Raw genomic sequence first — 12158 nt, 5'->3', positions numbered from 1 at the left:
CCATAGAAAACCGAAGATTCTCCACGCATACCTTCTTACATCAAACGATCTGATTTCACGCCTTAGTAAATATTCTACACAGGCATACTTATATAAAAAGATAAATTTCTAACTAGCGAGACGGTCATAAATAGAGTGCAATTCTAAGCTAATTTAGGGAGTTGGGGACACATAAAATAGGGAAAGAAAAATCACATTTTAGATGCCACGTACGCGTAACATCTTAGAATAAGAATAAGAATGTTTACATATAAATCACTGAAGATTGAAGGTTCATATGCGTAAAGAATTCACCCGCCCGCTGGTCACGCCGATTAAAAGCGATACCAATATTTTGTCTATCCTAACTCAGCGTGTACAGCGAACTGCTCATGAGCCGCTTATCGAATACAAAGATACACACGGTACATGGGAATCATTCACTGCTCTTCAGTTTCAAGATATTGTTATAGGGCTGGCAAAAGGATTAATGAAGAAAGGAATAGAAATCGGTGACAGTGTGGCTATTTTGTCGAGTACGCGATGGGAATGGACTGCGCTTGATATGGCGATTATGAGTATCGGTGCTGTGACCGTGCCTATTTATGAAACGAATTCTTCTCTACAAATCCGAACAATAGCTCAGGACTCTGCTGTCCGTATGATTTTCGCAGAAAATGATAATCAGCGTGAAAAGATAGAAGCCGTTCTCGATGAGATGCCGACAGTTTCAGAAGTATGTGTTATTGATAATGAGACAACCGATGTAACAATTATCGAAACGCTCACGGAGTACGGGAAAGCCATAGAGGACACTGAATTCTGGTCGCGCGTAGATTCCGTGCATGGCGACGATCTTGCCACAATTGTATATACATCAGGCTCTACCGGAACTCCAAAAGGAATTGAGCTAACGCATCGTAATTTTGTCTTTATGGCATACTCCGGAATTCAATCGATGACGGATATCTGCTACCGTCCGGGCGGAGCAAGATTGTTGTTATTCTTGCCGCTTGCCCATGTGTTTGCGCGATATATGCAATATTTTTGTATCGGGTCGGATACGGTATTAGGGTTATCGAACAATATCAAGACGATTATTCCTGATTTTCAAGCTTTCAAACCTACATTTATCTTGGCTGTTCCGCGTATTTTTGAGAAGGTTTACAATGCGGCTTCACAAAAAGCGGGACGAGGGTATAAAGGACGTTTGTTTAGCCGAGCAGCTCATCTCGCACGCCAGTGGTCTTACGCTCAGCAGTCCGGCGAAACGTTGAGCATTCTCAAGAGAGCGCAATATTGGTTGTATAACAAGTTAATTTATTCAACGATTCTTGGCGTATTTGGTGGAAATGTTGAATTCGCTGTATCAGGAGGCGCTCCCCTTGACTCGTCCATAGCGCATTTCTTTAATGGTGTGGGGCTTCCTCTACTTGAGGGATATGGTATGACGGAAACGTGTGCGCCAGCTTGTGTGAATCCAACGCGAGGTTACCGTATTGGAACGGTTGGTTTGCCTCTTGAAGGCGTGACATTTGGCGTATCGGATGATGGTGAAATATGTATTAAGGGTGAGAGTGTTTGCCGCGGATATCATAATTCGCCACAGGACACTCACAATCAGATTGTGGATGGTTGGCTCCATACAGGAGACTTGGGGGATATAGATGATGATGGATTCATTACGCTCACAGGGCGTAAAAAGGATCTTATTATTACTGCAGGCGGTAAGAATGTATCTCCGAGCGTTTTGGAATCTAGCGTGATGACATCGCCAGTTGTGGAACATTGTGTCGTAGTGGGGGATAAGAAGCCGTTTATTTCGGCATTGATAACCATTGATATTAATGATGTGAATGCGTGGCTTCGCTCTCAAGGAGCTGCTGAAGTCTCTTCTCTTGACGAGGCAACTCGAAACCCAATTATTGCTGCTCAAGTGGACGCGGCAGTTGATAAGGCTAATGCTCAAGTATCACGTGCGGAATCAATTCGTAAATATAAAATATTGGCAGATTCATTTACCGAAGAAAATGGCATGCTCACAGCGAGTCTCAAAACAAAACGTGCCGTAATTGTTAAGAAATATGCTGAACTTATCGAGAAAGAAATTTACGTTCCGAAAAAGTAATTCGTTAATAACGTGACTAAATAAAACAAAATGGTGTTTCCCTTATAGCAGAGGAAACACCATTTCGCTATTTATCTAATTGAACGATAGGTTTTACTTATTTGGGTTAGTTAAGATACGTGGACCGTTTTCATCACCAACGATTACGGTATCAACCATGTTGAGGAAGAGACCGTGCTCCACAACGCCGACAGTGTGAATAAGATCTTCTGCAAGCTCTTGAGGGTTATCGATGCATTCCATGTGCAAATCAACGACATAATTCTTTTCGTCAGTGCGTACAGGTTCGCCGCTGTCGTCAAGGCGAAGAGTTGGCTTGTAACCCTTTTCTTCAAAGAGCTTGACGACGTGACCAGCACCGAAAGGAATAACTTCTACAGGTAATGGGAATTTACCGATGGTAGAAACAACCTTGGACTCGTCAACAATCCATACAATCTTGTCAGAATTAGTTGCAACAATCTTTTCCCACAAAAGAGCAGCACCGCCACCCTTGATGCCGTCGAAACGATCATCAACTTCGTCAGCGCCATCTACAGTAACATCAATGTGATCGACATCATCGACGTCAACGATGGTAATGCCATATCCCTCAGCTTGTTCCTTAGTGCGCACAGAAGTAGTTACGCCTGTGAACTTGAGACCTTCTTCTTGTACGCGACGACCAAGTTCGTCAACGAAAAAGCGAACGGTAGAACCGGTTCCAAGTCCTACAGTCATTCCATTCTGAACAAGCTTTGCAGCTTCGATACCAGCTGCCTTCTTGAGTTCGTCCTGAGTTGCCATATTTCTCCTTAATTTTTTAAATGCAGTAGGTTTCTAAATGACTATTATAAGTAATAATGTTAATTAGAAGAGAGTATCTTGATGATTATTCTTCCAACTGACATCATCGAAACGACGAATAGCTTCGTCAAGCTTCGCAACCGCTTGATCCATATGCTCGCTAGCAAGTTGCAAGCGTTGGGCTGCTGCATCGTAGCGTTCTGTAGCCATATTGAGTCGAGTAATGAGCTCTTCTGTCAATGTGGCGTTATCCTCATGGAAGAGTGGCTGATCAACCAAAGTCGGTGTCTTGTCGGGCTTGGATGTAGCAGGCGAATTAGCTGATGAAGTCGTTAATGCATCATTCTCATGCTTACTAGTCTGTGAAGCCTGAGGGGTTTGCGAAGCCTGAGGGGTCTGTGAAGCCTGTGAAGAATGAGAGGTCAGCGAAGAACGTTCGCCAGTCTGCTGATAATTATCTGGGATTACGAGTCCCTCAGAATATGGTCCGTTGATGAGTACCTCCCAGCCTTCTACAGGCATGTATCCTTCAACTTGGTTTTTGCCAGCTCTCTGTGCAAACCCGCGTGCTAAATCATCGACTTTTTCGTTGTAATAATTACCCGCATGACCTTTAACCCATACGAATTCAACTGAACCTGATCGCGATGAAAGCTCTGCATCAATTGCTCGAATAAGCTCAGCATTCTTTACCGGTTCCTTTTTAGAATTCTTCCAACCGTTTTTCTTCCACCCATGAATCCATGTCGTTGCACAATTAATTGCATACTGGGAATCGGTTTCAATAATGAGTGGATAATCTCCAGGATGCTCACGTAAGCATTGCAGTACCGCGGACAGCTCGCCGATTTGGTTAGTTCCGTTAGAAGCTCCTCCGCAATCGCTGTCACGACCCGAGATGCTTGTTGTGACACCGCCAGGATTATCAGCAGTATGCTCAACCCATCCCCAGCCCATCGGACCATTAGGATTGTTGAGCGCACTGCCATCAGTTGAAACGGTAACTGTAAAATCGATAACCATTAATTAGTCCGCCAATGCATCATCAATAACACCAGTTGCCTGCTCTACAACCTGGTCGAGATTCTCTGGAGAGGTGAAAGACTCTGCATACAATTTGTAGATGTTTTCGGTTCCCGATGGGCGAGCAGCAAACCATGAATTTGCTGTCGTAACTTTCAGTCCACCAATTGCTGCGCCATTTCCTGGAGCAGTAGTCATCTTTGCGGTAATTTCTTCTCCAGCAAGAGTTGTAGCGGTTACGGACTGTTCACTTAGGCCTGCGAACTTAAGCTTCGTTTCCAAAGTAGTTGGTGTGTCGACACGGGTATACCAGCTTTCACCGAAACGCTCGACTTGATCAGCATGCAATTCAGCAGGATTCTTACCAGTACGTGCTGTAATCTCAGCAGCAAGCAAATCTGGGATGAGACCATCCTTATCGGTCGTCCACACGCGGCCATCGCGGCGAAGGAAGCTCATGCCAGATGATTCCTCACCACCGAAGCCTACTTCTCCGCTAAAGAGTGGGTCGACGAACCACTTGAATCCTACTGGCACTTCCACAAGTTTTGCATTAATTGAAGCGACAACGCGGTCGATTAAGCTGGAGGAAACTAATGTCTTTCCCACTCCCGCGGTAGCTGGCCATTGTGGACGATTTCCGCTAAAGAGGTACTCCACGCATACAGCAATATAATGATTTGGATTCATAACGCCTGTGCCTGGGCAAACGATTCCGTGGCGATCAGCATCAGGATCTGTCCCGCCTACAAGATCGTACTGGTTCCATGCTCCGGCATTAAGACGGTCAAGCAATCCCTTCATCGCGTAAGGAGAACTTGGATCCATACGAATTTTGCCGTCATGATCTAATGTCATAAATGACCATTGAGGGTCTACTTCAGGGTTGAGCACACCGATATTTGTGCCGTAAATTTCATTAATTAATGGCCAGTAATTGACTGAAGCGCCACCGAGAGGGTCAATTCCTAAGCGGACACCGGAAGACTTGATAATATCAAAATCAATGACGTTTCCTAAATCTTCTACATAGTGCTGGCGGAAATCGAAACGTTCGATAAGATCTGAAGTAATCGCTTGTTCAAATGGAATACGCTTAATGGTCTTCCATTCAGGCAAGAGTTCGTTCGCGCGGTCGGCGATAGCAGCAGTAATTTCCGCAGAAGCAGGACCACCAGTGGTTGGATCGTATTTGAAACCGCCATCAGTTGGAGGGTTATGCGATGGAGTAACAACGATTCCATCTGCAATATCTTCACCCGAGAAACGCTGAGTGCCATCAGCAGCACGATTATGCGTCAAAATTGCTTGAGAAACTGTCGGCGTTGGTGTGTAATCGTCACGCGAATCAATGCGTACACGTACACCATTTGCTATCAAAACCTCAATAGAAGTTTTCCATGCTGGAAGACTCAAAGCATGGGTATCGCGTCCCATATAAAGAGGTCCAGTGATACCAGCCTTCTTGCGGTATTCAGCAATCGCCTGTGAAATAACGACAATATGAGCTTCGTTAAACGTCTGCTTTAATGATGAACCGCGATGTCCAGAAGTTCCGAAGATAACCCGCTGTGAAGCAACTGTTGGATCTGGAACGTCATCGTAATATGCGCCAATCAGAGCATCGAGATCTACTAAATCTTTTTCTGTGGCAAGCATGCCTGCATTTTTAGCTACCATGCATTCCATTGTGCCATAAGAGGTACTCAGTAAATTCGTAACAGAATATGTGCTTGCTCAGTACACACGTACTGAGGATACGGACGACTGAGCACTAGCTTGCGATAAAGATGACTGAATTAGTTAATCGGTGGAAGACTTCCTGTCGCATCGCCAGACGCTGCCAAATGTGGAGCGCGTACGAGTAACGCCTTACGGTCAATAGAGAAGAGGAAATGATCAGATTTACCCAAAATGTCGCCATCAACTTCAGCTAAAACCGTCTTTTCGAGGATAATTTCCGCGCTTACGCCTTGATATTGGCGAACTGTAGCGTGAGTTGCGAATGGCGATTGCTTCGAACTTCGGGTAACCGTCTTATGAACGACATCCCAGAATAAGCTGACCCAGCCGATAAGGCCACTTCGAGTGTCGATAGTTTCGATATCAAGTAATCCGTCATCAAAAACCGCGTCAGGCATGAGACTAAAGCCAGGTATATTGCCACAATTTCCGGCCATAATTGTTCTAAACTGTACATTATCGACACTATGGTCAACGCCTGCAGCCGTGCGAATAATAATAGTTCCACGACTTTTTTGTCCAAAAAGATGTTTAAAGGCTGCCACAAAGTAAGCAAACCAGCTGATATTTGCTTTTAAAGTTGGGTCGGTGTCATTAATCATATAAGCATCAAAACCGGCGCCTGCTATGACTAAGAAACCGTGCTCGTGGTCAGGCTCAGCAGAATCGAGCAAATTCATACGTCCCATATCGACTCGACGGCTTCCGTGCGAGGTAGCAATTGATAATGCAGCTTCAATATTTCCAACGGGGATGCCGATATTTCGTGCAAAAAGATTACCTGTGCCGATAGGGATAATAGCAAAAGCATGTGTGGAATATGCCATCGCGCTCGCAACTGTGCGCACAGTTCCATCTCCGCCGACGGCTATAACTACATCAGCACCTTTCGCTAGCGCTTCTTCAGCACACGCGCGACCATCGTAGTCTAAACGAGTTTCGATAAATAAGGTGTCTGTAATGCCGTGGGATGCGCAAAACTTTTCGATGAATTCGCGCGCTTGAGGTGCTTCCGGTTTAGAAGGATTAATAATAAAAGCATACGTGATATGTTTATCGCTGGTGCGTTGGTCGGCGACATGAATTTCTTGCTGACGACGCCCCTGACGAACGTGCACAATTATCCCGACAACGACAAAAACTGCGACCACAATAATGGTCACAGCAATAGCGATAGCACCCCAGCTGATATTCATAGTTTCATTCTTAGCAAGTATTAATTAATTGTGTGCATAAATAGGCAGAATCACACAACTGTTTCATAACTTTGAGATAGCGAGTGTCGCTGTATATAACGTACATGATTTGTGGTGTATCACCGTATGACCGTGGGTATCTCAAAAATAGTTCTGGCATAGATTGTACAAGGGCTAATTTGACTACAATTAATAGTAAGAAAGCTTTCGGTACTTACAGAAAGTGCTAAAAGAAAACACTGAAAGAAAGTGCTTAAAGCATCGAAGATAAATACTAAAGGAAGTACGGCAATAAGACAGAAAAAACTGCAGCGGTAAAACTACTACAGTGAAACCGAAATTAAGAAAGAAGATGATGGGCATGGATATCAATCTCATTATGGTATTCGGCTTATGCGTAATGATAAGCATTTGTGGTGCAGTATTAGGATACTGGGAAAATTTACAAAGCCATACGAATGCTCGAGTGCCCATCGTGCTTGATCGAGTTGTTGAATCAGGTGTTTTAGCTTTACCGTTATATATCATAATTTTCACACTGATTATGGCTATTTGTAGCGCACAGGGAATAGTGCCACGACTATCGCATACAAGTATCTGGTTAAGTGGAATAGTATGTGCATGCGCATGCACAAGTATTATTGTTGTCTCTCGTAAAACGGGTAAGAGTAACGCAGAAGAGGAACAGAAAATATAGAGGGTAAAACTGGAAGTAAATAAAAAAGTACATAAGAAGTACATAAAGATAAGCTGATATGCGGATAGCATGCATGCTGACTGAAATACAAGACATGCATATGACGCAATAGGTTTAGATTTATAAGGTGCGTGAACTCAATACATAAACAATCACAGTAAAAGACCGGTTGGCATAGCTTGAATGTATGCCAACCGGTCTTTGTTTCGTTAGATTTGAGGCGGAGTTAGCTCAAATCATTTTCAATGATGACCTTTAAGGTATGGTTTTCCTCAGCTGCCTTAAAGACCTTGTATGCTTCCTGAATTTCAGAGAGCTTGAAGTGATGAGTTACGAGCTTTGTTGCATCAATCTTTCCACTCTTCAAAACTTCAAGAAGCATCTCAGTCGTATTAGCATTGACAAGACCAGTTGACAAGGTAATATTCTTAATCCACAAATCTTGCAAGTCGAATTCAACTGGCTTTCCATGGACACCAACATTAGAAATATGTCCGCCAATGCTCACAACCTTCTGGCAAATATCAAACGTTGCAGGGTATCCGACGCACTCGAAAACAATGTCTACGCCACGGCCGCCTGTAAGTTCGTCGATCTTTGCCTTAACTTCCTCCGTTGTAGTAGACAAAACCGTGTCAGTTGCGCCGAATTCCTTGGATGCTTCGAGGCGAGATTCCGACAAATCAACCATAATAATGCGACTTGGGGAGTAGAACTGGACAGTTAGCAGAGCTGCCAGACCGATTGGGCCTGCGCCTACGATGCAGACAGTGTCACCTGGCTTGACATGGGATGGTTGGACACCAATCTCATAAGAAGTCGGCAAAATATCAGAAAGCATAACGAGTGCTTCGTCGCTTACTGATTCTGGTGCGTGGTAGAGGCTACCGTCTGCATGTGGGATATGAATGTACTCTGCTTGAGTTCCTTCAATGAGATGTCCAAGAATCCAACCGCCATCTTCGCAGTGGCTAGGGAGTTGATTCTTGCAGTAGTAACACGTATTGCACGCCGTTACGCAGGAGACGATGACTTTATCGCCAACCTTGAAATTATTTACTGCATCGCCTACCTCTTCAACGATGCCGATTGCTTCGTGCCCGAGAGTGGTGCCTGGCTTGCATGCCGGAACGTCGCCACCAAGGATATGCAAATCAGTACCGCAGATGGTTGATTTAACCATGCGTACTACTGCATCGGTTGGCTTAATTACATGTGGCTTCTCTTTCTCGGTGAGTTCGAGTACGCCAGCGGATACGTAAGTTGCTGCTTTCATCATGAGCTCCTTTGCTACATCGTGCATCTATGCAACCAATAGTTGTGAACCGTTCGTGGTCCATTGTTTGTTTATTTTAATCAGCAATTATTTTTTTGGTTGTCACGGCGCACATAAGATAATGTTCACTTAAACATTGAAATGAACATTATGTGCAATTTTTGCTTGAAATTGAAGAAAAAAGGATGTTCAGTCGGTAAAAATGGAATTAAATTGGATTTAAATTAGAATTAAAACGGAATTAAAACGGAATTTGCGCGCGAATGTCAAGATTTCCAGCTAGTTTTTAACTATGCTTGATATTCAATTTATGCGTGAACATGCTGACATTGTTAAGGAATCCCAACGCAAACGTGGCGAGTCTGTAGAGCTCGTAGATGAAACTTTGCAGGCAGATCAGCAACGTCGTGATGCACTCAAGGCTTTTGAAGATGCTCGTGCACAGCAAAAAGATATGGGTAAGAAGGTAGCTTCAGCTCCTGCGGATCAAAAAGCCGCACTTATCGCTGAGACTAAGGATCTTGCTGCACGCGTTTCGCAGTACAAAGAAGAGGCAGATAGAGCTACTCAAGTTTATACGGACTTGATGTGGAAATTCTCCAATGTAGTCGAAGATGCTGCGCCTGAAGGTGGCGAGGATGACTATGTTGTAGTGAAGGAAATTGGTACTCCACGTGACTTTGCTGCTGAAGGCTTCGAACCAAAGAACCACCTCGAGCTTGGTGAAGGCGTAGCTGGTATTGATATGCGACGTGGCTCCAAGGTATCTGGATCTCGCTTTTACTTCCTGCGCGGTGCAATTGCACGTATGGAGCTTGCTATGCTCACTATGGCAGTTGACCAGGCTGAAGAGCACGGATTCATTATGACTACGACGCCAACCTTGGTGCGTCCAGAAATTATGGCGGGGACCGGGTTCTTGAATGCGCATGCTGATGAAATTTATCGACTTCGTGAACCAGATGACTCTTACCTCGTAGGCACATCTGAGGTAGCGCTTGCAGGTATGCATGCTGATGAAATTATTGACTTATCTAATGGTCCATTGCGCTATGCGGGTTGGTCAAGCTGCTATCGTCGTGAAGCTGGTTCTGCTGGAAAAGATACGATGGGTATCATCCGTGTGCACCAATTCAACAAGGTGGAAATGTTCACCTATGTCAAGCAAGAGGACTCACAAGCTGAGCATCAGCGTTTGCTCGGTATGGAGCAGGAAATGCTTGCGAAGGTGGAAGTGCCTTATCGCATTATTGATACGGCTGCTGGTGATTTGGGATCGTCAGCTGCACGTAAGTTTGATTGTGAAGCGTGGGTGCCTACTCAGGGACGCTATCGTGAGCTTACATCGACGTCGAACTGTACAGAGTATCAGGCTCGTCGTTTGAACATACGTGAGCGCGTCGAAGAAGGTGGCACGCGACCTGTAGCCACCTTAAACGGAACTCTTGCGACGACGCGTTGGCTGGTGGCAATCCTTGAAAATCATCAGAATGCTGATGGTTCTATCGAGGTTCCTGTTGCAATGCGTCCATACATGGGCGGTAAGGAAATAATCGAACCGACCACGTGGGAAGCATAGTTCTTCTTCCATCTCCAAGAGCTTGCGTTATGCGTGATTATATTCGCCTGATTTTGGGTGATATTTCGCGCGACACGCACTAAGACACTTAGCTCATTTGCTCATTGAGCAAAAAGTGTCTATAGTACATTAAGTTACTGTGATTGAGGAATGGACGAAAGAGCCTCCTTAGTCACTTTGGACAGTTGGCCGAGCGGTCGAAGGCACTTGTCTTGAAAACAAGCGTACGAAAGTACCGGGGGTTCAAATCCCTCACTGTCCGCCATTGTCATGTCTCAGCGCATATGTCACTGTATGCGTTGAGACATTTTTTATTTTTGTGGTTGTTGTGTCATGACATGTGTCCGCTTGAGGTATGACCATTAACCCTTATTTTCCTTTCGTTTGTGATGAATGAACTATAACCATAGAGTTCTTGATTCTCAGAATAGGTTCTTGTCACCTTGCCCTTGTTTTGTCAAGAAAAGTGGTAGATTGGGCAATATGCAGGGGGATGAGAATAGTATGCAAACGCGTGATGAGATTGATGATGAGTATCGGTTGCAGTGTCGGCGTTTAGATGATGCTCGAGATTTGTTGATGAGTGAACAATCTCGTATCGATCAGCGTTTGACTTGCTCGGGTGAGGATGCTGTGTATTTCTTGAAGCATTTTGATATTTATGATTCTCAAGGATTACATAGTATTGCGGTCAGTACGGATATAGCGACTGAGAGTTTGCGTGAACGAATCCATACGTGTATGCGTAGTCTTGATGATGAGCAGGATGAGTTAGATTCTCGGTATCGGAGTGTAATTCAGAATTATGAATTGTAATTAGGGGGTTGGTGATTGTGATGAGTATGAATATAACCCGTATGGATAATGGTGCGGATAGAGGTATTTCATCTGAGGAGATTGCGCATCAGCGTCGTTTACTTCATGATACGTATGTTCCTGGTTTGGTGAAGATGTATGCGAGAGCGTTATCTGAGTTTCGTCGTAAGGCTCGCAGTCACGCTCAATCTGCGAAAGAGAATGTTAATAATGATATGGGTATGATGGATTCTTCTATTCGTGGTAAATCGTCATCAGCGATTCGTGAGACGGTATCACAGCAAGTTCAACGCTTGGATTTGATTGGGCAGGAGTAGGTATGCGTAGATTTGGGTTATGGGCAAAAAAGCATTGGGAATTGTGTATTCTTATTGTTTCTATCGTGGTAAGTGTCGGTGTTATTGGTGGGGGTGTGGTGTATATAAGGTATCAGCAGAATCAAGAGCGTGAGTATATGTATTCGGTTGTTATGGGTAGCGAGGGCAGAAAACTCATCGAGGATGAGTTACGCTCTGCGGATCCGAATGCGTTAACGGATAAGGGACGTATTAAATCGTATCGTATCCTTACGGATACGATTGAGCATAATCCCATGGGCGGAATCATGGTGAATGTTGAATTGAATAGTGATGCTGAGCTTGAGATTGGTTTAGCATTTGAAAAGAATAATCCAGAGGAAGAACTTACGGTTCGTATCACAGATTTATCTGGAAAAGCTGCTGATCTTTTTCATCAACTTGGAGCTTAGGAATTGCTTATGACATCGGAGTATCTTTCTGAACGTGATCGAGTAGATATCGCGTGGGTTGAGTATAAAAACTATGATCAAGAATCAGCTCGTACTCATCAAGAAGTTCGTTATGGTGCTAACAATAAACTTTTGGGTACTTTGGATGAGGTGGTGGATGGTAAGTCCACGGGTTTGAAGATGTATG

Annotated in this window: 11 protein-coding genes and 1 tRNA gene; 7 read left to right on the top strand and 5 right to left on the bottom strand. The window is 44.3% G+C overall.

Annotated elements, in window-relative coordinates:
* The first annotated feature begins 277 nt into the window (after positions 1-277).
* Positions 278-2107 (top strand): AMP-dependent synthetase/ligase, encoded by a 1830-nt coding sequence (locus EJ419_RS02450; RefSeq protein ID WP_131283342.1) that lies wholly within the window; start codon positions 278-280, stop codon positions 2105-2107.
* Positions 2108-2200: 93 nt separating this feature from the next.
* Here EJ419_RS02450 and rpiA read toward each other — a convergent pair whose 3' ends face one another.
* From rpiA to EJ419_RS02430, 4 genes are all read right to left on the bottom strand, one after another.
* The gene (gene rpiA / locus EJ419_RS02445; RefSeq protein ID WP_131283341.1) at positions 2201-2893 is read right to left on the bottom strand and encodes a ribose-5-phosphate isomerase RpiA; all 693 of its coding nucleotides are present in this window, start codon (positions 2891-2893) and stop codon (positions 2201-2203) included.
* Between the two features lie 63 nt (positions 2894-2956).
* The gene (locus EJ419_RS02440; protein ID WP_131283340.1) at positions 2957-3916 is read right to left on the bottom strand and encodes a ribonuclease H family protein; all 960 of its coding nucleotides are present in this window, start codon (positions 3914-3916) and stop codon (positions 2957-2959) included.
* A 3-nt stretch (positions 3917-3919) separates the two neighbouring features.
* Positions 3920-5596, bottom strand: a complete 1677-nt coding sequence (pgm, locus tag EJ419_RS02435; protein WP_131283339.1) for a phosphoglucomutase (alpha-D-glucose-1,6-bisphosphate-dependent) — start codon at positions 5594-5596, stop codon at positions 3920-3922.
* A 119-nt stretch (positions 5597-5715) separates the two neighbouring features.
* Entirely contained in the window at positions 5716-6855 is a 1140-nt protein-coding gene (locus EJ419_RS02430) for a diacylglycerol/lipid kinase family protein (RefSeq protein WP_131283338.1), read from the bottom strand.
* A gap of 328 nt (positions 6856-7183) precedes the next feature.
* Here EJ419_RS02430 and EJ419_RS02425 point away from each other — a divergent pair, with 328 nt between their 5' ends.
* Complete coding sequence (locus tag EJ419_RS02425) at positions 7184-7552, top strand: hypothetical protein (RefSeq protein ID WP_131283337.1); 369 nt, start codon at positions 7184-7186, stop codon at positions 7550-7552.
* Positions 7553-7778: 226 nt separating this feature from the next.
* Here EJ419_RS02425 and EJ419_RS02420 read toward each other — a convergent pair whose 3' ends face one another.
* On the bottom strand, positions 7779-8831 hold the full coding sequence (locus tag EJ419_RS02420) for a zinc-dependent alcohol dehydrogenase family protein (protein ID WP_205668807.1): 1053 nt from the start codon (positions 8829-8831) through the stop codon (positions 7779-7781).
* 289 nt (positions 8832-9120) lie between these two features.
* On the opposite strand from EJ419_RS02420, the gene serS reads away from it, so the two are divergent.
* The 5 genes from serS (at position 9121) to EJ419_RS02395 (ending at position 11971) form a co-directional block, all read left to right on the top strand.
* Positions 9121-10407: a serine--tRNA ligase gene (serS, locus tag EJ419_RS02415; RefSeq protein WP_131283336.1), complete on the top strand. Its 1287-nt coding sequence runs from the start codon at positions 9121-9123 to the stop codon at positions 10405-10407.
* Between the two features lie 179 nt (positions 10408-10586).
* Positions 10587-10672, top strand: a tRNA-Ser gene (locus EJ419_RS02410).
* Between the two features lie 239 nt (positions 10673-10911).
* A complete protein-coding gene (locus EJ419_RS02405) occupies positions 10912-11223 on the top strand; it encodes a hypothetical protein (RefSeq protein WP_131283335.1) in 312 nt (103 codons plus the stop codon).
* Positions 11224-11243: 20 nt separating this feature from the next.
* Positions 11244-11540, top strand: a complete 297-nt coding sequence (locus tag EJ419_RS02400; protein ID WP_131283334.1) for a hypothetical protein — start codon at positions 11244-11246, stop codon at positions 11538-11540.
* A gap of 2 nt (positions 11541-11542) precedes the next feature.
* Positions 11543-11971 (top strand): DUF1310 family protein, encoded by a 429-nt coding sequence (locus tag EJ419_RS02395; protein WP_131283082.1) that lies wholly within the window; start codon positions 11543-11545, stop codon positions 11969-11971.
* Positions 11972-12158: the final 187 nt, after the last annotated feature.

The sequence above is a fragment of the Alloscardovia theropitheci genome (assembly GCF_004332295.1).
Taxonomy (GTDB): domain Bacteria; phylum Actinomycetota; class Actinomycetes; order Actinomycetales; family Bifidobacteriaceae; genus Alloscardovia; species Alloscardovia theropitheci.
Note: the sequence above shows the minus strand (reverse complement) of the source record. Positions and strands in the feature narration are given on the sequence as shown.

Coding starts and splice junctions, on each gene's coding strand:
- EJ419_RS02450 (WP_131283342.1), top strand. CDS start 278: ATGCGTAAAGAATTCACCCGCCCGCTGGTCACGCCGATTAAAAGCGAT.
- rpiA (WP_131283341.1), bottom strand. CDS start 2,893: ATGGCAACTCAGGACGAACTCAAGAAGGCAGCTGGTATCGAAGCTGCA.
- EJ419_RS02440 (WP_131283340.1), bottom strand. CDS start 3,916: ATGGTTATCGATTTTACAGTTACCGTTTCAACTGATGGCAGTGCGCTC.
- pgm (WP_131283339.1), bottom strand. CDS start 5,596: ATGGTAGCTAAAAATGCAGGCATGCTTGCCACAGAAAAAGATTTAGTA.
- EJ419_RS02430 (WP_131283338.1), bottom strand. CDS start 6,855: ATGAATATCAGCTGGGGTGCTATCGCTATTGCTGTGACCATTATTGTG.
- EJ419_RS02420 (WP_205668807.1), bottom strand. CDS start 8,831: ATGATGAAAGCAGCAACTTACGTATCCGCTGGCGTACTCGAACTCACC.
- serS (WP_131283336.1), top strand. CDS start 9,121: ATGCTTGATATTCAATTTATGCGTGAACATGCTGACATTGTTAAGGAA.
- EJ419_RS02405 (WP_131283335.1), top strand. CDS start 10,912: ATGCAAACGCGTGATGAGATTGATGATGAGTATCGGTTGCAGTGTCGG.
- EJ419_RS02400 (WP_131283334.1), top strand. CDS start 11,244: ATGAGTATGAATATAACCCGTATGGATAATGGTGCGGATAGAGGTATT.
- EJ419_RS02395 (WP_131283082.1), top strand. CDS start 11,543: ATGCGTAGATTTGGGTTATGGGCAAAAAAGCATTGGGAATTGTGTATT.